The 18,172-nt window shown below is 51.0% G+C and carries 24 protein-coding genes, 1 pseudogene and 1 riboswitch; of the genes and pseudogenes, 6 read left to right on the forward strand and 19 right to left on the reverse strand.

Translation table 11 applies throughout. The annotated features are described in order from the left end of the window. Window positions 1–230: 230 nt before the first annotated feature. The 7 genes and pseudogenes from LPW40_RS11445 to LPW40_RS11475 all read right to left on the reverse strand — a co-directional run. Window positions 231–617 (reverse strand): PaaI family thioesterase, encoded by a 387-nt coding sequence (locus tag LPW40_RS11445; RefSeq protein ID WP_269063326.1) that lies wholly within the window; start codon window positions 615–617, stop codon window positions 231–233. Further along, window positions 614–2,095, reverse strand: coding sequence for a leucyl aminopeptidase family protein (locus tag LPW40_RS11450; protein ID WP_230822386.1), 1,482 nt, complete (start codon window positions 2,093–2,095; stop codon window positions 614–616). The genes LPW40_RS11445 and LPW40_RS11450 overlap by 4 nt, the downstream gene beginning before the upstream one ends. Window positions 2,096–2,108: 13 nt before the next feature. Further along, complete coding sequence (locus tag LPW40_RS11455) at window positions 2,109–2,429, reverse strand: YuiB family protein (protein ID WP_230822387.1); 321 nt, start codon at window positions 2,427–2,429, stop codon at window positions 2,109–2,111. Between the two features lie 63 nt (window positions 2,430–2,492). Next, entirely contained in the window at window positions 2,493–3,704 is a 1,212-nt protein-coding gene (locus LPW40_RS11460; RefSeq protein ID WP_230822388.1) for an NAD(P)/FAD-dependent oxidoreductase, read from the reverse strand. 133 nt (window positions 3,705–3,837) lie between these two features. After that, window positions 3,838–4,197: a HesB/IscA family protein gene (locus LPW40_RS11465; protein WP_230822389.1), complete on the reverse strand. Its 360-nt coding sequence runs from the start codon at window positions 4,195–4,197 to the stop codon at window positions 3,838–3,840. Between the two features lie 62 nt (window positions 4,198–4,259). Continuing rightward, window positions 4,260–4,523, reverse strand: a complete 264-nt coding sequence (locus LPW40_RS11470; RefSeq protein ID WP_230822390.1) for a DUF1450 domain-containing protein — start codon at window positions 4,521–4,523, stop codon at window positions 4,260–4,262. Between the two features lie 61 nt (window positions 4,524–4,584). Then, window positions 4,585–4,809, reverse strand: a pseudogene (locus LPW40_RS11475) (NifU family protein); the annotation flags it as partial. 115 nt (window positions 4,810–4,924) lie between these two features. Between LPW40_RS11475 and LPW40_RS11480 the strand changes: the two are divergent. Continuing rightward, window positions 4,925–5,209, forward strand: a complete 285-nt coding sequence (locus LPW40_RS11480; RefSeq protein WP_230822391.1) for a DUF1462 family protein — start codon at window positions 4,925–4,927, stop codon at window positions 5,207–5,209. A gap of 6 nt (window positions 5,210–5,215) precedes the next feature. Here the strand turns inward: LPW40_RS11480 and LPW40_RS11485 are convergent, their stop codons facing one another. From LPW40_RS11485 to LPW40_RS11505, 5 genes are all read right to left on the reverse strand, one after another. Beyond that, window positions 5,216–5,758, reverse strand: coding sequence for a biotin transporter BioY (locus tag LPW40_RS11485; protein WP_230822392.1), 543 nt, complete (start codon window positions 5,756–5,758; stop codon window positions 5,216–5,218). 93 nt (window positions 5,759–5,851) lie between these two features. Continuing rightward, on the reverse strand, window positions 5,852–6,169 hold the full coding sequence (locus LPW40_RS11490) for a cupin domain-containing protein (RefSeq protein ID WP_230822393.1): 318 nt from the start codon (window positions 6,167–6,169) through the stop codon (window positions 5,852–5,854). 22 nt (window positions 6,170–6,191) lie between these two features. Further along, the gene (locus LPW40_RS11495) at window positions 6,192–7,151 is read right to left on the reverse strand and encodes a 2-hydroxyacid dehydrogenase (RefSeq protein ID WP_230822394.1); all 960 of its coding nucleotides are present in this window, start codon (window positions 7,149–7,151) and stop codon (window positions 6,192–6,194) included. A gap of 1 nt (window position 7,152) precedes the next feature. After that, window positions 7,153–7,911, reverse strand: a complete 759-nt coding sequence (locus tag LPW40_RS11500) for a TIGR01457 family HAD-type hydrolase (RefSeq protein ID WP_230822409.1) — start codon at window positions 7,909–7,911, stop codon at window positions 7,153–7,155. Window position 7,912: 1 nt separating this feature from the next. Next, the gene (locus tag LPW40_RS11505) at window positions 7,913–8,287 is read right to left on the reverse strand and encodes a DUF86 domain-containing protein (protein ID WP_413776008.1); all 375 of its coding nucleotides are present in this window, start codon (window positions 8,285–8,287) and stop codon (window positions 7,913–7,915) included. A 132-nt stretch (window positions 8,288–8,419) separates the two neighbouring features. On the opposite strand from LPW40_RS11505, the gene LPW40_RS11510 reads away from it, so the two are divergent. After that, on the forward strand, window positions 8,420–8,707 hold the full coding sequence (locus LPW40_RS11510; protein ID WP_230822396.1) for a DUF3055 domain-containing protein: 288 nt from the start codon (window positions 8,420–8,422) through the stop codon (window positions 8,705–8,707). A 40-nt stretch (window positions 8,708–8,747) separates the two neighbouring features. Here the strand turns inward: LPW40_RS11510 and LPW40_RS11515 are convergent, their stop codons facing one another. The 5 genes from LPW40_RS11515 to LPW40_RS11535 form a co-directional block, all read right to left on the reverse strand. After that, window positions 8,748–9,170 (reverse strand): YutD family protein, encoded by a 423-nt coding sequence (locus LPW40_RS11515; protein WP_230822397.1) that lies wholly within the window; start codon window positions 9,168–9,170, stop codon window positions 8,748–8,750. Between the two features lie 120 nt (window positions 9,171–9,290). After that, window positions 9,291–10,877, reverse strand: coding sequence for a Na+/H+ antiporter NhaC family protein (locus LPW40_RS11520; protein ID WP_230822398.1), 1,587 nt, complete (start codon window positions 10,875–10,877; stop codon window positions 9,291–9,293). A 65-nt stretch (window positions 10,878–10,942) separates the two neighbouring features. Further along, a riboswitch (Lysine riboswitch) is annotated at window positions 10,943–11,107 on the reverse strand. A 45-nt stretch (window positions 11,108–11,152) separates the two neighbouring features. Continuing rightward, window positions 11,153–12,472, reverse strand: coding sequence for a bifunctional metallophosphatase/5'-nucleotidase (locus LPW40_RS11525; protein WP_230822399.1), 1,320 nt, complete (start codon window positions 12,470–12,472; stop codon window positions 11,153–11,155). A gap of 12 nt (window positions 12,473–12,484) precedes the next feature. Then, the gene (locus LPW40_RS11530; protein ID WP_230822400.1) at window positions 12,485–13,306 is read right to left on the reverse strand and encodes a sulfite exporter TauE/SafE family protein; all 822 of its coding nucleotides are present in this window, start codon (window positions 13,304–13,306) and stop codon (window positions 12,485–12,487) included. A 12-nt stretch (window positions 13,307–13,318) separates the two neighbouring features. Then, on the reverse strand, window positions 13,319–14,167 hold the full coding sequence (locus LPW40_RS11535) for a DUF72 domain-containing protein (RefSeq protein ID WP_230822401.1): 849 nt from the start codon (window positions 14,165–14,167) through the stop codon (window positions 13,319–13,321). Window positions 14,168–14,217: 50 nt separating this feature from the next. Here LPW40_RS11535 and LPW40_RS11540 point away from each other — a divergent pair, with 50 nt between their 5' ends. The 3 genes from LPW40_RS11540 to LPW40_RS11550 are packed head-to-tail and all read left to right on the forward strand — an operon-like array spanning window position 14,218 to window position 16,166. After that, window positions 14,218–14,919, forward strand: a complete 702-nt coding sequence (locus tag LPW40_RS11540; RefSeq protein WP_230822402.1) for an ABC transporter ATP-binding protein — start codon at window positions 14,218–14,220, stop codon at window positions 14,917–14,919. Beyond that, window positions 14,919–15,683, forward strand: coding sequence for an ABC transporter permease (locus LPW40_RS11545; RefSeq protein WP_230822403.1), 765 nt, complete (start codon window positions 14,919–14,921; stop codon window positions 15,681–15,683). The genes LPW40_RS11540 and LPW40_RS11545 overlap by 1 nt, the downstream gene beginning before the upstream one ends. Window positions 15,684–15,692: 9 nt before the next feature. Further along, on the forward strand, window positions 15,693–16,166 hold the full coding sequence (locus tag LPW40_RS11550) for a hypothetical protein (protein ID WP_230822404.1): 474 nt from the start codon (window positions 15,693–15,695) through the stop codon (window positions 16,164–16,166). Between the two features lie 221 nt (window positions 16,167–16,387). On the opposite strand, the gene LPW40_RS11555 is transcribed toward LPW40_RS11550, so the two are convergent. Further along, entirely contained in the window at window positions 16,388–16,948 is a 561-nt protein-coding gene (locus tag LPW40_RS11555) for a thioredoxin family protein (RefSeq protein ID WP_230822405.1), read from the reverse strand. Window positions 16,949–17,002: 54 nt separating this feature from the next. After that, window positions 17,003–17,329 carry a GRAM domain-containing protein gene (locus LPW40_RS11560; RefSeq protein ID WP_230822406.1) on the reverse strand — a complete coding sequence of 109 codons (327 nt, stop codon included), beginning with the start codon at window positions 17,327–17,329 and terminating at the stop codon, window positions 17,003–17,005. A 201-nt stretch (window positions 17,330–17,530) separates the two neighbouring features. Between LPW40_RS11560 and LPW40_RS11565 the strand changes: the two genes are divergently transcribed. Then, window positions 17,531–18,082 (forward strand): M15 family metallopeptidase, encoded by a 552-nt coding sequence (locus tag LPW40_RS11565; RefSeq protein ID WP_230822407.1) that lies wholly within the window; start codon window positions 17,531–17,533, stop codon window positions 18,080–18,082. The last annotated feature ends 90 nt before the right edge of the window (window positions 18,083–18,172 follow it).

Genomic DNA, 18,172 nt, shown 5'->3' on the forward strand with positions numbered 1-18,172 from the left:
TCAAAAAAGGCATAGTTATGCCTTGGTGACAGACTCCTCCAGATTTCACTATATTGCGCATATAGATTTGATTAAGAATTTTCAGTTATCGACAGTCGCCGCCGACTGTCCATTTCTTACAAAAACCATCATAACAAAAAATCCGGTGATTTGTACAATAAAAATGGATTTGTAAGTGTATTGATACTGTTTTTATGAGTTATTTTATACTAATGGGACTCATTACACATTTATCTTTTCTTCTTTACAGCCATCGTGCATCTTGAAACACATGTGAGGTTATCATCGTCATCCGTGATGTCTATCTCCCATACCTGTGTGCTCTTTCCCCTGTGGCGCATCCTGGCCGTCGCATAGATCATGCCGTCCCGGACCGTCCTCAGGTGGTTGGCATTGATTTCCATGCCAAATGCAATCTCATCATTCCCGATCAGCCTGGACGCCCCGACGGATGCCGCCGTCTCTGCAAGCACGACATTCGCCCCGCCGTGGATGAAACCTTTCGTCTGATGCACTTTCGGGGTGATCGGCATGGACATCACCATGTGCCCATCCGATTCCTCCACCACTTCGATGTTCAAAAACTCAAGCAGGTTCGAAGGCTCTTTTCCTGTCATATCAAATCACCCTCCACCGCTTTGATCACTGATCTGATCAATACGCCCGTCGCACCTTTTGGACCGTAGGCATTCGCTTTGGACTGTGTCGCAGTGCCCGCGATGTCGAAATGGATCCAAGGGCTGCCATTTGCGAACTGTCTGATGAAACATGCCGCAAAAGATGCCCTGCCGGGCTTTTCAACGTGGTTCACGAGGTCTGCGACTGCCGATGATTTCACTTTCTGCTCTTCTATATCATCAAGCGGCAGCCTCCAAAGCCGCTCACCCGTCTCTTCTGCAAGTCCGGCTATCGGTGCGATGAGATCGCCGCCTTTATTGGTGAACACACCTGTACGTTCCTCACCGATCGCCGCAATCACCGCCCCTGTCAGGGTGGCGAAATCCATGATGACGCGCGGCGAGTACTGGGAGGCGTGATGGACCGCATCCCCGAGGACCAGCCTGCCTTCCGCATCCGTGTTCTTCACTTCGACGGTCTGGCCGCTGAGCGACGTGAATACATCATCCGGTTTCATCGCATTCCCGCTGATCATATTCTCGGCAAGCACGACAGTCGCCACCACATGCACAGGCAGCTCAAGTGCCATGATGCCGTGGATCATGCCGAGGACATTCGCAGCCCCGCTCAAATCATATTTCATACCCGGCATGCCGGTCTTGCCTTTGATCGAATAACCGCCGGAATCATAGGTGATGCCTTTGCCGACAAGTGCGACAGGCTTCACATCATAGGCATCCGGATGGCGGTATTCCACCGTCACCAGGCGGGGTTTATTGTCGGATGCCTTGCCGACGGCGGTGATGAGGCCATAGCCTTCATCATTCAGATCGAACTCGTCCTTGATGTCGATTTTCGTATGCCTGCTGCCTTTGAATGCCGCAGAAATCTTTTCCGTCATTATTTCCGGCGTCATGAAATTCGGGGGTGTCTCCGAGAACACCCGCGCAAAATTGACGCTCTCCCCGATCACCCTGCCGTATGACACATATTCCTCGACCGGTTCTTTTGATGTGATGGTCAATTCAAAGTCGGTCAGGAACGGGTTTTCATCCTGATGCTTTTTACCCGTATATTCGAATATGCTGACGTTGGACATGTAGCCGATCGCTTCGGCAGTCGTCCTCACATCGTGGCCGAACGTATCGAACATCAGGGAGGCGCTCGCCGCTTCCTTCTTCTTCAAGTACTGGAACAGCCGGCCGAACACCTTATGTATCCTGTGGCTCGTCAGCTCACCGGTCTTCCCGAGGCCGATCGCCACCACCTTTTTCACTTCCGTCTGGATCGTCACACCTGTGGATGTGATCTCCCCGAATTCCGTCGATAAAACCCTTTCATTGATGAGCTCACGAAGCACCCCGTTCAATAAAGAGTCCACCTCATCAAAGTTCGGCAGATTTTCGGGACGCTCCGGAAGACCAATTATGATTGGATCTTTTGATGCTTCATATCTTTCCTGAAATTTAAAATTCATTGCACTTCTCCCCTTAGAACATTTTGTAACCCGCATTCCTCAAATAACGTATTGTCACCCCAGCAAGGACCACTCCGGCAAATCCGCTTCCAAGCATCAGTATATCAGGTAAAGAAAGTCCTGCAATACCTTCATAGGCTGCCTGGAAAGATGCCCCGGGACGGGTGAAATACTGGAAGGTCGATATGCCGTCCATCAATAGGACGATGATGAACGGATAAACGACCACCATCAGCCATGTCACCTTCAAAATCATGTTCAATATAAAGCTGATGCCGTAGAAAAGCACGAAAAATAAAATCATAGAGATGACCAGTTGAATTATCGTTGCCACTTGTTTTGAACCTCCAAAAAACAGGCATGGGCAAGAAACTCGCCCATGCCTGTTCATCACTTTTTATAGGAATTTACCTTTGGAATAAGCTAAGAACGGACCACCGATTTTAAATACGGCTCTCGTATCGACGACGCGCTTCAGGAACGCCGCCCTGCGGCCTTTGACTTCACGGCCGAACACGACGCCGATGCCCTCATCCGGTCCAAGGGAACATACTGTACCTTTGTCGTCAAAACTGAATCCATGCATCTTTTCCCCATCCAGTTTCTCTTTTATGTTTTTCGCAGCGTGGTCGCCCATCTGCATCGCAATCTGTGCAGTCGTCGGCCAAGGTCTGGCATTTTCGCCTTCCCCGTTCATGACTGCCGCCACATCACCAATTACGAATATATTATCGTAGCCTTCGATCGTAAGGTCAGGTTTGGTGATGACGCGTCCGCGTTTGGCACCTTCAAACGATTCCTCCATCAGGCTGTTGCCGCGTACGCCCGCCGTCCAGATGACACTGCTCGCTTCAAGCTGGGTTTCTTCATCGTTCACTTTCACCACGAAGCCTTTTTCGTTCGCTGCAACGATCGGTGTACCGATTTTGAATTCAATGCCCTTGCTTTCAAGGAAGTCCACCGCATACTGGGTCAGTTCATCACTGAACATCGGAAGCATGGACGGTGCCGCCTCGACACAGGTGATCTTGACATCCTCATAGTTGATGTTGTACTGGCTTGCAAGTGCCGGGATGCTCTCAGTCAGCTCACCGAGGAACTCGACACCCGTGAATCCTGCACCGCCGACCAGTATCGAAATATCGCGGGGGTCGTTGGACGTCTTGTACTTCGCGAAGTTCCTTTCGATCTCCTGTCTTGCTGCGACGGACGTCTCCGGGTTGGTGATCGTTTCAGCATACTCATCCATACCTTCGATGCCGAATGTCTCACTTTCAAAGCCGAGCGCCACGACCAGGATATCGTATTCGAACTCACCCTGGTTCGTTTCGACACGCTGCGCGTCACGGTCGATGGCCGTCACCTCAGCAGGTACAAATCTGACTTTCTGAGTATTGATCACACTCGTGATGGGATACGCCGCTTCTTCCCAGTGAATTGTACCGGCAGCGACCTGATGCAGCCATGTTGCTTCATAATGATATTCATTCTTGTTAATCAGCGTGATGTCTGCATCCTGGAAGCTCAGGATTTTCTGAAGTCTGGTCACAGTCGACAATCCAGCATATCCGGCACCGAGCACAAGAATCTTCTTTCTCTCAAAACTCATAATTATAGTCACCTTTTCCTAATAAATTAAAAAACATGGTAATTTCATCTATATCAAATAAGATCGCTAATATTAATATCATTATTAATATTAGCGATTAACATATAATATTTCAAGGCTTTTTGATAATTTTTTAACAATCTTCCGGTGCACCTGCATGAGTCTTGGTCCTGAATGAAGCGCCGCAGCCGCAGGATAATGAGGCATTTGGATTGTCAATCGTGAATCCGCCGCCCATGAGCGACTGTTTGAAATCGATGACCGTCCCGTTGATCACCGGGGCATCATACTTATCCACAATCACTTTGACGCCGTGGAACTCATACTCTTCATCGCGTTCCGATTTTTCAAATTCCGCCGCCATGCCGTAAGTCAGGCCCGTGCATCCGCCGCCTTCCACTTTGAATCTGAGGTAACCGTCCGCCATATCATTTTTTTCAAGCATATCCTTCACTTCATATGCTGCACTCTCAGTGAGTTCAATCTGAGTCATATTATCACCCTCCGTTGTCTCCATTATATAAGAAGATATTTTATAGCTCAAACTTTCCGTCCTTACAAAAAATCCCACTCGTCATCAGCCTGTTTTTGACGTTCGACCTGTTTATATACTTTATCCAGAAGCGCCGGAGCGGACTGTGCCCCGACAAGCTGGCCGTTGACGATTGCAAACATGGCTTTTGAGCATATGCCGCAGTTGTTCGTGCACTCATAGTCGAGCACATCTATATCGTTGTCCTCATCAAGCTGTCTGAAAACTTCACCGGACCCCTTCTGCATATTCGCGTTGCAGAACTCAACCAGATTCATCGGATACATTCCTGCCCCTCCTTCCATTAAAATAAAAAACCGTCGGGACGCTTAAGTCCCAACGATCAGTTTAGAATACTTGTTCAACTTCAACGAACCCTGGCACTTCTTCGAGCATCGCTCTTTCAATACCTGCTTTAAGTGTGATTGTTGAACTTGGGCATGTACCGCATGCACCGAGCAGACGCAGCTTGACGATGCCGTCCTCCACATCCACCAGCTCACAGTCGCCGCCATCCCTCAGCAGGAAAGGGCGTAACTTCTCTATAACTACTTCGACTTGTTCATACATCGTATCTTGTGTTGTTGCCATTGGTATATTCCTCCAATCATTTGATACAGATTTCAATATACCTGTATTATAATAGATTTCACTATAAAAATCCATCATCTTAAAGGAGGATGTTCATATGAAATTTGTCATCAATGTGTACGGACGGCAGGAAGACGGAAAGTCCGGCCTCTATGGGGCACTCCGGGCCTCCCTCCCCGGCATCCGGCCGCATGATGATCTGTTCTTCAACTTCATCGACATCCGGCAGACTGACAATCTGACGGATCACGATGAGAACCTGATCGAACAGCTTGATGAAGGGGACCTTGTCTGCCCACTCGTCACCATAAATGATGAAATCGCTTCAGACGGGACTACAGATCCGGACACTATCATCAGATGGTTTGAAGCCCGGGGATGACAAACTTCAATGCGCGATCCTCAAAATCCCGCGTGCTTTCAATACACGTGCAAACATCACTGTCAATGTGCCGACGATCAGATCTTTGATGATGAAAGGCACGACTGTAACCATCAGCGCTTCGATGAGCCCGACCGGCGTACCGATGACGGTGTTCATGATAAAGGTGAAATAGACGATCCCGAATATGAAGGTCACAATAAGGGCAAGGTATGTATAGATCAGCGACTGGTGGAGCGGCTGTCCCTCCCTGACCCCGATTCCTGCGATATATGCAGCCGGGATGAACCCGAGGACGAAGCCGAAGCTTGGTGACAGGAGTGCACCAATCCCCCCGCTCCCTGCAAACACCGGCACACCGATCAATCCGACGAGCATGTACACCAAAGTCGACAATGCACCGAGCTTCGAACCGAGTATGAGTGCCGTGAGCAGCACCATCGGCATCTGCAGGGTGAAAGGCACGGGGCCGATCGGCACCCTGATCTGTGCACCGACTGCGATCAGCGCTGCGAATAATGCGACGAACACCAAATGTTTTGTTTTCATTATGATTCCTCCTGGATTGTTTTTCATATCATACCATGAAAAAACCCTATTGTTAACCTTAAAATTAAAAAGGTTAACAATAGGGTGGGAATCTTAACCAGGCATCCTGTTCATCGTGACGTAAATCGAAGTGCGTGCATCGCCATTTTCAAAGCCGATCATTTCATCCGCTTCGAGATGGATGACATCCCCTTCGGTCACCTTGACCGTTTCATCTTCGATCAGGAATTCACCGTGCCCGGCAAGTACATGGAGATACAATTCCTTCCCCGGATGGTTGTGGGATTTCATCGTCTGGCCGGGCATGAAATTCAACATGAACATCGAGCTGTTCCTGCTTTTGAAAACATCGATCTTGGTGAATCGTTCTTCATCGAAAGTCCGGGCGGATCCGACAGTGCTTTTTTCCATGGTCATCTCTCCCTTAAAAAGATTACTTCACCTCGGTAAGCGGCTGTTCACCTTCGAGTACACGCGTGATGTTATCCACACACAGCTGCACCATGTTATCCCTTGTTGCAACGGAGGCGCTGCCGATATGCGGAAGGAGCGTCATATTCTTCATGCCGATGAACGGATGATCCTTTGAAATCGGTTCGCCGTCGAATACATCCAGGGCAGCCGCCGCAATTGCACCCGACTCCACGGCTTCCTTCAGGTCCGCCTCCACGACGTGCGCACCGCGCCCGATGTTTATGAAGTGCGCGTGTTCCTGCATCTTACCGAACGCTTCCTTATCGAACTTGTATTTCGTTTCATCGGTGAGCGGGGCCGCGCACAGGACGAAATCCGACTGTTCGAGCAGTTCATCGAATGGGACCAGCTCTGCATCCAGGTCGGCTGCATACTTCGACTCGCTGCGGTTATGGTAGATGACACGGCAGTCGAAGCCTTTCAGGCGCCTTGCGAAAGCCGCGCCGATCGCGCCCATGCCGAAGATCCCGACCGTCTTGCCGTACACATCGGTACCTGCCATATGGTAGGGGCTCCAGCCCGTCCAGTCACCGCGCTCAAGCTCCCGGTTGGCCTCGATGATCCGGCGTGCCGAAGTCAGCATCAGTGTAAATGCAAGTTCAGCAGTCGTTTCGGTCAATACTTCCGGTGTATTGGTGATCGTCACACCATTTTCCGCCGCGGCATCAAGGTCGATGTTGTCGAAGCCGACGGCAAGGTTCGAGACGACTTTCAGGTTTTTTGCCGTATTGAACATTTCGGCATCCACTTTTTCACTGAGCATCGTAAGTGCCGCATCGGCATCTTCCATCTCTTCCAAAAACTTCTCCCTCGGCATCGGGTCGCCGGCGCTGTCCCACATGAAGACTTCGAATTTTTCTTCAAGCTGTTTTAAATGTTCTTCTTTGATCTGTCTTGTAACGACCACTTTTTGTGTCATGTCATACGCTCCATTCAGATAAATTGTTTATGATATGTGTTGGTAAAACATCTTTCTTCAATACTTCCTCCGCCGGGCTCACGCCTGTGTCCACATGGATCGTATCGACACCCCCGTTGATCCCGGTCAGTATATCCGTATCATAATTGTCACCGATCAGCGCCACTTCATCCTTTTCAAGCTTAAGCTGCTCCAATGCGCCCTCCAGGATGAATGCACTCGGCTTGCCTATGGTGACGGGCTCGACCCCGGTCGTTTCGACCAGGACCTGCTGCAGTGCACCGTTGCCCGGCACGATGCCCTCTTCCGTCGGAAAACGCCTGTCCGGATTCGTTGCAATGAATGCAGCGCCGCCGCCGATCAGGAGGGCGGCATGTTTGAGCTTCCTGTAATTGATTTCGGGGTCGAGCCCCATGATGACGAGGTCCGCCTCATCTTCAGTCAGGGTGATGCCCGCATCTTCCAGTATGCCCTTCAGGGAAGGTGTGCCGATCACGTAGGCGGTCTCGCCCCGGTGATGTGCGCTGATGTAGGCGGCCGTCGCCATTGCGGATGTGTACATCTTTTCAGGGGATGTCTCCACACCCATGCCGATCAGCTTCTGCACCGCTTCTTCCTGCGATTTCGTCGCATTATTCGTCAGGAAAACATAGGGGATGCCTTTCTTCTCCAGCTCCGAGACGAAAACGCGTGCCGTTTCGATGGGCGCACTGCCGTTGTACATCGTGCCGTCGAGATCTATAAGGTAGCCTTTGTACATCTCATTCACCTTTGAACGCGGTCACTGCCTGACCGTCATTTTCTGCGAATGCCTGAATCCTTGAGCCGTACTGCTCATAGGCATTGAGATGCCTTCTGAAATCCGCCTTCATGCTTTCATGATCAAGATCGGTGTACTCCCGGACGAGCCTGTTCCGCCATTCGAAAGTCGCCTTGAAATCATTCTGGTCTTCTTCCGGAATCGCACCTTCGGTCTTCAGTATTTCAATCACATCCAGGTAACTTCCCGGATCGCGCAGAATGAAGCCGTCGATGATCATATTGCCGACATCCACCGTCGACTCGATCAGCATATGACAGATGCGTTCCAGTTCAAATCCTTCGGCATCTTCAAATTCCTTTGTGAGCCTTCCGATGTAATCGAGCCTTTCATTGAGTAAATCGCGGTCTACAAAATACAAAGCCTACACTCCTCTACATTCTTTGTCGTCATGATAATATTATGATAGCATAATTTGCAAAGCACAGTAGAAGCGGAGGAAATAATCATGATCGACTTTTTCTTGTATGATGACACCGAGGATACACACGCAAGATACGTCGGATTTGCAGGCGACCACGGCAGGTATGACCTTGCGATCATCCATACGGGCAGATTCTTCGGGAAAGCACTCGTTTTAAACACCCAGAGCAGCCGTTTCGGCATCATCGGCACGGATGACCTGAACGAAGAGGGCTACACCGCACATATCCTCGGCCTGGAGCCCGAACAGGGCGAAGAAGTCGAGGACTTTTTAAGGCAGGTCATCGTGACCGATATGGGGGATATGGAATAAAGACCGTGCGGTTTAAAAAGAGGCCCGGTTTCCCGGGCCTTCATTCCTCCAGCTGCTTCAGGGCGGCATAGGTCTTATCCTTCACCTGGCCCGGTGATGCCGGAGCATCGCCGGTTTCAGGAGGCGGATCCCCGGCTGCGGTCTCCCCGTCCTGCACTTCCCCGTCAGCTTCCCTTGCCTTCAGCTCTTCTTTCGTCACTTTCCTGAGGACGAAGTAAGGGCAGCCGAAATTGCAGTACTCGCTCAGGTAATCCTGGATGGCGCTGAATTTCTTATCCCGCTCCACCTTCCTCTTATTGTCACGGTGGAACCCGGTGAGCCTGAGCTTCTCATAACCGATGTCCCCGACGATATAATCATACTTGTTCAGCACCTCGCTGTATTTCGCCTTGAACTGTTCTTCGTCAAAGGCATCCCTGTAATTTTCAATCAGTTCAAAATTCATATGATCTATCGTGATCATGGCCACTGCACCTCTTTCATTCCTTCATCACCCATGCTTCAGTGTTTTCATATTATCATAAAATTCAGACCCTTGTATACAGCGATGAAAAAACCTCTTCCGGGGGAAGAGGTCTTCATATCATGAAGCAGGTTTTTCTATCGGTTTGTATACCAGTTTTGAAATCACGACGACAACGCCGAGCAGTGCAACAATCACTGCAAGCGAAATCCATACACTCGAGGTGATGCCGAGCACGATGTAGCCTGCAAGCGCAATCGCAGCCGACAGCACCGCATATGGCAGCTGTGTCAATACGTGGGTGATATGGTTGCTTCCCGCACCCGTCGATGACAAAATCGTTGAGTCGGAGATCGGGGAACAGTGGTCGCCGAAAACCGCACCCGCGAGCACTGCCGCAACGGCCGGGATCAAAAGCTCCGTCTCGCCCAGTGAAATCATGATTTCACCCGTAACCGGGATCAAAATACCGAACGAACCCCAGCTCGTCCCCGTGGCCAGTGCCATGATGCATGCCACGACGAAGACGACGCCGAGCAGCATGCCGGCTGGCAGGTTCGATTCCTCGACCATCGCGCCGAGCACCTCGCCCGTACCGAGCTGGCTGATCAGGTTGCCGATCATCCATGCAAGCGTCAGCACGACCATCGCCGGAAGCATGGCCTTGAAGCCGCTTTTCACGCCGAGCCATATATGGCCTGAACCGAAACGGTCGTTGTTCTTCGTATAATTGAAGTAATAATACAGGCTGAGTCCGAGGCCGACGATGCCGCCGGCGATCAGGCTGTGCGTCACAAGCGTACTTTCAAGGACGGAAAATAAATCCCATGCCCCCGCTTCAAGTCCGCCGGTGATGAACATCATCACGATGACGGTCACGGCAAGCCCGATCATCGGCACAAGCAGTGCCCGGGCTGAACTGTTGTTCACGGACGGCAGATCTTCATCGACATTGCCCGGCACTTCCCTGCCGTGGTCGATGACTTCGCCGTCGACGATCGCGCGCCTTTCCTGCTCCCGCATCGGACCGATGTCAAAGCGCATCAGTATGACGATGAACATCATGGCAATCGCCGTGATCACGTAGAAATTCATCGGGATCATATAAAGGAATGCCTGGAACGGTGAAATGGACGTGAGGCCCGCCGCAAGCAGCAGCGGTGCGACAAGGCCCATGATGCCGGCACCCCAGCTTGATACCGGCGCGATCACCGAGACCGGGGACGCCGTCGTATCCACATAATATGCAAGTTTTGCACGGGATATCCTGTGCTTATCGGTCAGTGGCCTTGCCACCTGGCCCGTGATCAGGGCGCTGAAATAATCATCTATGAAGACGATGATGCCGAGGAGGCCGGTTGCGAGCCCCGCACTCCGCCTTGTTCTGAATTTATCCAGTGCCCAGCCGGTGAAGGCCTTTGCACCACCCGACATGTTCATGAAAGCGGTCATGATGCCGAGCATCGTCAGGAATATCAGGATGAATGCTTCCCATGTATTGATGCTGCCTTCATCTATGAAGATGCCGATGAACGCCTCCCATAGAAGCCTGAGTGATTCCATGATGCTTCCGCCCGCAACGACGAATGCCGACGTGATGATGCCCGCTCCCAGGCTGATGCCGACTTTGCGGGTCAACAGGACGAGGACCAGTGTCAGAAGCGGCGGAATCAGCGGCATATACTCCCATGCTAAAAAGCTCTCCATTAAATTTTCCTCCTAAAATATAAAAAAGTCACGTGAGGCCATGAAGCGCCACGTGACAAGGTATGTATCCGTGTAGCGCATCATATTAATGACAGTACCAGGCCTGTTAAGCCGGGTCCCAGGGGATTTTCCGCCAAAAACCCCCTTCGGCCACCATTCCTTTCAGGAAGACTCCAGCGCATGCCTGCTCGTCATCCGTACTGATAATGGTCGCAACCTCTACTTTTCTATTCGATTAACATTCATATTATAGCATAAAAGTTTTAAACGGCAAGCTACAGATCATCACTGTAGCGCTTCACGATATCCCTCAGGAAATCGGGCATCATATAGGTCTTCCTCGAAGATTTGAAATGTGGGAAGATGCGGCCGAACGTGTACATGTCGAGCGTGCCGATGGTGTAGTGCCCGTGGTCCCGGACACGTTCACCACCGACGAAATATTCCCGCTTCGAATGGATGTAGCCGATGTTATCCGTCACGAAACTGCCGAATATGTCACCCCTGAAGCCCATGCCCCGAACCACTTCATCGCGGAACTCATTGCGCATGGACTGCCTGAATATATCCTTCAGCTCACGCCCCGTGACTTCTATCCTGACTGCATTGATCGGATGGGGCAGCACTTTATGGAGTTCATAATCCGTCAATGTGCCGCCTTCGAAACTTTTGGCGATCAGCCCGGTATGCACGATGCTCACATCGGTGTCCGTGAATTTACGGATCATCGCGGCGAGGCGTGTGATGAAGCGGCTTGTATGGTAAAGATGCCTCGGTATCGGCAGGGCATTCCATTGTATGACCCTCTCCCGCATCAAGTCCCTGCCATATTCATAGTAGGGATCATCGATATGTGCAAGCAGGTCCGTCTCGATCAGACGTGCGGACTTCCGGACGAGCTTTCTGCCTTCAAAGTTCAGCGTGACTTCGCCGATATAATCCCCGAACCTGCCCGCCGCCCCGATGAGCACCGGCCCGACCCGGTCACCTTTGTCGAAATGATGGTGTGTATGCGAGCCGAGGATGACGTCGATTTCGGGGAAGCGGATTGCGATCGTCTCGTCGTCATACTTTCCGAGGTGGCTCATCAGCACGATGCAGTCCACCCTGCCCGACAGATGGTCCACACACTTCTCCACCCATTCGAAAGCATCGGAGACATTCCAGCCGAGCGCTTTATAGAAGGGTGTGAATTCAACGGTGAGTCCGATGAATCCGAATTTTATGCCGTTGATTTCCTTGATCACATACGGCTCGAAGTAAGGCTCCCGTTCGCCGCTCTCAAGCAGGTTTGCACACACGACGTCAAACCCGGCCCCGTCATACAATGATTTCAGATCATCGATTTCAAGGGTGATCCCTTCATTATTTCCGAGTGTGGCGACATCGCATCCCGCCTGGTTCAAAAGGTCGATGTTCCCTTTTCCGAGCGTCGCTTCCGTATAAGGGTGCGAGCGGTCGACATGGTCCCCGAGATCCACATACATCATTCTTTCCTTATATCTCTTTTTCTGGTGGAGCAGATAATTCTTTATCTTCAAGTAATTATAAAGATGACTGTGGATATCATTCGTATGAAAGAGCTTTATTTCCATGATGTCACTCTCCTATAGAAAAGATTGTATAATCATATATATACCGAGCAGCAGCAGGACCGTTCTAAGGACAGCAACCACCGTATCAGAATCGAATTTCTGATTGAGGTATACACCGATTTTCGCACCGACGAATGCGGAAGGCACAAGGAAGAGGGTATGCAGGAAGTTGACGTTGCCCTGCAGCAGATGGCCGGTTGCAGAAGACAGTGCACCGAAAAAGACGAGCAGCATGCTTGTGCCGATCGCAATGGATGCCGGCATGCGGAACAGTATGAGCATCATCGGGGTCATGATCGCACCGCCGCCGATGCCGAACAGACCTGCCGTAAGGCCGGCGATGAAGCTTCCGATGATTGCGATATACGGCGGGAAGCCGTAATGGTAGACGTTACCCATATTGTCCACATGCGGCCGTACATACCGCTCATCCTGAAACATGCTGAGGGGTTTGATGCGGTCCCTCACGATCAGGATCACACTCAGCAGTATGAGGAACAGTCCGAAATAGAGCTTGAAGCTCTCGGTCGTGAACAGGCCGCTCAAGTACGCCCCGGCAAGCGCGCCCGGGACGATGCCCGCCATGAATAAAAGCCCGTTCTTGCGGTCGACCTGGTTGCTGCGCCCGTAGGACATCAGGGCAGAAAGCCCGATGAAGATCAGGACCATGCTCGAAGTGCCGACAGCGGACTGAGGCGTGACATCCGAAATGATATCGTTATCTATGCCGAAAAATATCAGCAGGGGCACTATGATGACGCCCCCGCCGATACCGACCAATGAACCCAAAGCAGCTGCAGACAGACCGATTAATATCAATATTAGATATTCCATATGCACTACCCCTTAAAATAATCTCAATTGTTTTGGTGACAACCCGGTATATCTGATTCCCATCATCTCTATGAAATTCTGTGCATTGCCGCTCGCATGGCCTCCGGAGTTGTTGTTGAAGACGATATAGATGTCTTTCGTCTTATGTCTGAGGATTTCAACCTGACTCTTCAGCCATTCAAGCTCTTCTTTGCTGTAGTCGTAGAGGTAGCGGACATTCCGCCATTCTTCCTGGGTGAGGTCTTTCTGCGTCCAGCCATGGACATTGCGTCCATGCAGGCGGATGAATGCCGTCTCATCCGTCACCCGGTTGACGAATGGTATGCTTCCGATACCTGCCTGAGGTTCATCGCATATGCTGTGGATGATGTCGTTGTCATGCAGGAAGGACAGTGTCTCTTCCTTGAATTCACTTTTAAACCATGTCTGGTTCCTGAATTCGACCGCCACCTTGAATGGTTCGAGCATCGTTTTTGCGAATTTCACGTAACGGATGTTCTCTCCCGTGCAGTCGAACCACGGCGGGAACTGCAGCAGGACGAAGCCGAGTTTGTTTTGTTCCGCCATAGGGTATAACATATCCTTGAACGCTTTGAACACTTCCCTGATTGAGGCATAGTGGGACCTGTAATCACTGTGACCGGTCATGTATTGATGCGCCTTGACGATGAATTTGAATTCCTTCGGCGTCTCGCTGCACCATTTCTCGACCACGGAGGTCCGCTGGATGGCATAATAAGTCGCATCCAGCTCGACTATCGGGAAGAAACTGGAATATGTAGTCAATTTATCTTTTTTATTCGTCAGGCCGGTGTACAGATCATCGTGGTCTCCCCAGCCCGTCAATCCTATATATATCATCAAATCACCTTACTGGTATTTTACCATATATTTAAAGGAGGAAACTCATAATGCCCATTATAGAATTCAAGAACGTGAGTCACAATGATATTCTGCATAATATCACGGGATCGTTCCGTGAAAGCAGGATCACCACTTTCGTCGGGCCGAGCGGTGCCGGAAAATCGACCTGCCTCAAGATGATCAACGGCCTGCTCTCGCCCGACGCGGGGGAGGTGCTGTACAGGGGGAAGGACATTTTCGATTATGATATCAGCGGGCTCAGGAAAACCGTCAGCATGGCATTTCAGAGTTCCCCCATGATCCACGGCACCGTCTACGACAATTTGAACCTGCCGTGCGAGGTGCACGGTGAAGTGCTCGGGGAAGCACGTGCAGCCGAACTGCTCGACATGGTCGAGCTGGATGCATCCTTCCTCACCCGCCCCGTCAGGGAGATTTCCGGCGGTGAGCGGAGCCGCATATCACTCGCCCGCACTTTTGTACATAGGCCGGAGGTCCTCCTACTTGATGAAATCACTTCAAGCCTCGACTATGTGCTTGTGCGGGATATTGAAAGGCTCGTCATGCGCCTTCAGTCCGAACAGGATGTCACGGTCATCTGGATCACCCATGATCTGGAGCAGGCGAGGCGCGTCAGCCATGATATGTGGTTTTTGAGGAAGGGCGAACTCATCGAATACGGCCCGGCCGAATTCATCGACCGGACCGAAAACCCTGAAATCCGGTCATTTGTAAAGGGGGAACACTGATGTCATTTTTACAGCTTGGACTGTCATTGATCTTTGTGGCCATCCCGCTCGGACTGACTTTATTTCTAAAACTCGGGCTCGAGAAGGATATCATCATAGCGACGGTGCGGTCGGTCATCCAGCTTCTGATCATCGGATACATACTGACTTTCGTCTTCGAAAGTGATTCCGTCATCTTCATCATCCTGATGATCCTCCTGATGATTGCCGCAGCGAGCCAGAATGTGGTAAAGAAAGGGACAGGGATCCCGGGGATCACCGCAATCATCATATTCACGCTGTTCGTGGTCGAAGCCGTCTCGATGGGCATCCTGCTCGGCTTCAGCATCATTCCGGCAGAACCGGAACAGATCATCCCGATCAGCGGCATGGTGATCGGCAACTGCATGGTATTATCTCTTTTATTCCTCAACAAATTCAAGGATGAACTTGTCGCAGGCGAAGAAGTGATCGAACTGATACTGTCATTCGGCGGGGCCCCCGAGGCGGCGATTTCAAGGAGCCTGAAATCATCGATACGGACGAGCATGATCCCCACCGTCGAGGCGATGAAGACGATGGGCCTCGTGCAGCTCCCCGGCATGATGAGCGGACTGATCATCGGCGGTGCGGACCCGCTTGAAGCGGTGATGTACCAGCTGCTGATCCTCTTCCTCATACTGACCACCGCCGCATTGTCCTCGGTCATGGTCGGCTACATGTCCTATCCGAAATTATTCAACCAGCGCCTGCAGTACATCGGGCTCCGGCCGTCGGAAAAGTAGGTGATTTGTATGTATAGGAAATTACCGCTTCTTTTTGCAGCTGCCCTCTTCCTGGTGCTGTCCGGCTGCCGGGGCGGCGGGGAGGAAGCGGGGGCCGGATTTGAAGTCATCGCCAAATCCCGGTCGGTCCCGGTGCAGGAATTCCAGAACGGTGCGGAACTGATCCATGATGAAGATATGCTCATGACCTCGATTGAGGAGACCGGTGCCGATATCAGGTTGGAAGATGTGGATTTTGAGGAGGCACTCCTTTTTGAAGTCTCCATCATGGAGAACGGCTGCGGCTTCACACTCACTTCCGTGGAGGAAGATGACGGCGTGCTGAAGTTCAACTTTGAACTGACACCCGTCGCAGAGGGCGAAGCTGAGCCGGGTGAGGTCGTCTGCACGGAAATCGCAGTGCCCGCGGTATTTTATGTGAAGACCGGCCCCGCCGACTTCCACAGCCTGGAAGTTTACGGCTCCGGGATGAAATATGAGTGATGACGAGTACTGTAATAAAGTCCTGCTGCTCACTCGATGATGGATTTGCATGGTGAATGAGCAGCTCGGAGATATTACTGCTCACTCAACATCGGATTTCAGGTTGAATGAGCAGCGGGGACGCTTTTCTGCTCACTCAGCATCGGATTTCGCGTTAAGTGAGCAGCACAGCCCCGCTTCAACCTAAAAAGCCTGCCCCTCAAAAAGGGGCAGGCTTTTTCTTATATCGCCGTCTTGATCGTCTTTTTCATATCCTGGGCAACATGCTGCCACAGCACTTCGTTGCCTGCAAATGTCTCGGACAGTTCACGGACTTTCACTTTGAACATCTTATCATATTCGTCCGAACCTTTTTCAGGCATATCCCTCAGCACTTCTTTCTGAATTTCGGTGGTTTCCGGCGCACGCGGCCCCCACTTCGCGACTTCCTGTCCGTCTTCGTTGATCAGCACGATAATCGGAATCACGCGCTTGCCGTCCGTCTCGTATGCATCCATCAGCTCTGTATGCGTGTCACGGAGGGAGATTCTCGTATCGATACCGCCTTTTTCAGCGAGTCTCCTGAAGATCGGCAGGTTCATCATGCAGTGGCCGCACCACGGTTCTGCAATGATGATGGCCCTGATGCCGCTTTCGGCCGTCTGTCTGAAGAACGCTTCATCTTCAGGCAGCGTGAAGTTTTCATAAATCTTCATATAGTTCTCTTCGTGAGTCGTCAGTTCCTTCTCATACTCATCGAATGTCAGTCCCTTTTCAAACCAGTCGTTCAAGTTCACTTTCATTCCTCCTTCAATCATTACACCTTTAATTTTATCATATTCAGGTGCAGTGCCCAGTCATTTGACTGCCGTGTCCGGCAGTTCCTCAATCATCCGCTCGATCTTCCTCACCCAGTCCTTGCGCCGGTTGACCACGAACTGGAATTCCTCGCCGTCCCTTGTCTGCACCCGGATGCCGTTCGGTATCGGAATCTTCCCGAGCATGTTGTTCACGATGCTCACCGTCTCGACATCTTCAAGCATGATCTCCGTCCGGGTCTTCTTCACCTGCATCATGGCGGGATCATGGATGAGACGTGTTGCAGTCAGAAATAAACGCCCCTTGACCGCATGGATGCCGTGCCACAAATTCGCCGTACCTTTTTTGACGATATCTTCAGCCACGATGAATCCCCCTCTCGTAAGTAAATGTATAAACGGTATTATAACATACCATTGGTAACAGATTTTTACATATTCTCACTATATCTGCCTCAAAAATTACACCGTCATTACAATTGAATTTCATATTGTTAAGAAGCATTGCCCCGATTCCTCACTATGTTACCGTGAAAATGTAACAAAATTGTGAAAGGGGACATTTATTTGCAACATTCATTCAAGAAGTATTCACAAATTTTACTGGGAGCTGCACTCCTGCTCACGCTGTCGCTTACATACGGCGGAAAAGCGGAAGCTGCTTCAGAGGGCGTTTATTACGGCCTGCATCCGGAGGTCGCTGAAAAAGCGGCACTTGTAAAGCAGATTGCCGCCGATCAGGGCATATTGATCAGATATACGGACGGTTACCGTTCATTTGAACACCAGGATGCCCTCTACAATCAGGGCCGGACGACGGAAGGTCCGATCGTGACGAATGCGCGCGGCGGCGAATCCTATCATAATTACGGCCTTGCGATCGATTTTGTGCTGACGGACCATTACGGCAATGCCTACTGGTCGCTTGACCGTGACGTAAACGGCAACGGCGTCTCCGACTGGGAGGACGTCGGCAACATAGCGAAGAGTGTCGGCTTCAGCTGGGGCGGCGACTGGACTTCATTCCCGGATTACCCCCACCTGCAGCTCGACTACGGCATGAGCGTCCAGGATCTCCAGTACTGGTACAACCAGGGTTATTACCAATTTGCATATTAATCAGAAAAGGGGCTGGGACATAAGTCCCCGCCCATAACCAAAAATCCCCGGATTAAAATGTGAATTTTAATCCGGGGATTTTTATATAAA

It is taken from the genome of Salinicoccus halitifaciens, assembly GCF_021026095.1.
GTDB classification, from domain to species: domain Bacteria; phylum Bacillota; class Bacilli; order Staphylococcales; family Salinicoccaceae; genus Lacicoccus; species Lacicoccus halitifaciens.

Bases quoted from the DNA above. Each gene is read 5' to 3' on its own strand.
- LPW40_RS11555 (WP_230822405.1), bottom strand. From the start codon at position 16,948: ATGAAAGTGAACTTGAACGACTGGTTTGAAAAGGGACTGACATTCGAT.
- LPW40_RS11500 (WP_230822409.1), bottom strand. From the start codon at position 7,911: ATGTACAAAGGCTACCTTATAGATCTCGACGGCACGATGTACAACGGC.
- LPW40_RS11485 (WP_230822392.1), bottom strand. From the start codon at position 5,758: ATGAAAACAAAACATTTGGTGTTCGTCGCATTATTCGCAGCGCTGATC.
- LPW40_RS11515 (WP_230822397.1), bottom strand. From the start codon at position 9,170: ATGATCACGATAGATCATATGAATTTTGAACTGATTGAAAATTACAGG.
- LPW40_RS11520 (WP_230822398.1), bottom strand. From the start codon at position 10,877: ATGGAGAGCTTTTTAGCATGGGAGTATATGCCGCTGATTCCGCCGCTT.
- LPW40_RS11445 (WP_269063326.1), bottom strand. From the start codon at position 617: ATGACAGGAAAAGAGCCTTCGAACCTGCTTGAGTTTTTGAACATCGAA.
- LPW40_RS11450 (WP_230822386.1), bottom strand. From the start codon at position 2,095: ATGAATTTTAAATTTCAGGAAAGATATGAAGCATCAAAAGATCCAATC.
- LPW40_RS11510 (WP_230822396.1), top strand. From the start codon at position 8,420: ATGATCGACTTTTTCTTGTATGATGACACCGAGGATACACACGCAAGA.
- LPW40_RS11460 (WP_230822388.1), bottom strand. From the start codon at position 3,704: ATGAGTTTTGAGAGAAAGAAGATTCTTGTGCTCGGTGCCGGATATGCT.
- LPW40_RS11525 (WP_230822399.1), bottom strand. From the start codon at position 12,472: ATGGAAATAAAGCTCTTTCATACGAATGATATCCACAGTCATCTTTAT.
- LPW40_RS11480 (WP_230822391.1), top strand. From the start codon at position 4,925: ATGAAATTTGTCATCAATGTGTACGGACGGCAGGAAGACGGAAAGTCC.
- LPW40_RS11490 (WP_230822393.1), bottom strand. From the start codon at position 6,169: ATGGAAAAAAGCACTGTCGGATCCGCCCGGACTTTCGATGAAGAACGA.
- LPW40_RS11470 (WP_230822390.1), bottom strand. From the start codon at position 4,523: ATGTATCCGATGAATCTGGTTGAGTTCTGCAACGCGAATATGCAGAAG.
- LPW40_RS11465 (WP_230822389.1), bottom strand. From the start codon at position 4,197: ATGACTCAGATTGAACTCACTGAGAGTGCAGCATATGAAGTGAAGGAT.
- LPW40_RS11495 (WP_230822394.1), bottom strand. From the start codon at position 7,151: ATGACACAAAAAGTGGTCGTTACAAGACAGATCAAAGAAGAACATTTA.
- LPW40_RS11550 (WP_230822404.1), top strand. From the start codon at position 15,693: ATGTATAGGAAATTACCGCTTCTTTTTGCAGCTGCCCTCTTCCTGGTG.
- LPW40_RS11535 (WP_230822401.1), bottom strand. From the start codon at position 14,167: ATGATATATATAGGATTGACGGGCTGGGGAGACCACGATGATCTGTAC.
- LPW40_RS11530 (WP_230822400.1), bottom strand. From the start codon at position 13,306: ATGGAATATCTAATATTGATATTAATCGGTCTGTCTGCAGCTGCTTTG.
- LPW40_RS11540 (WP_230822402.1), top strand. From the start codon at position 14,218: ATGCCCATTATAGAATTCAAGAACGTGAGTCACAATGATATTCTGCAT.
- LPW40_RS11545 (WP_230822403.1), top strand. From the start codon at position 14,919: ATGTCATTTTTACAGCTTGGACTGTCATTGATCTTTGTGGCCATCCCG.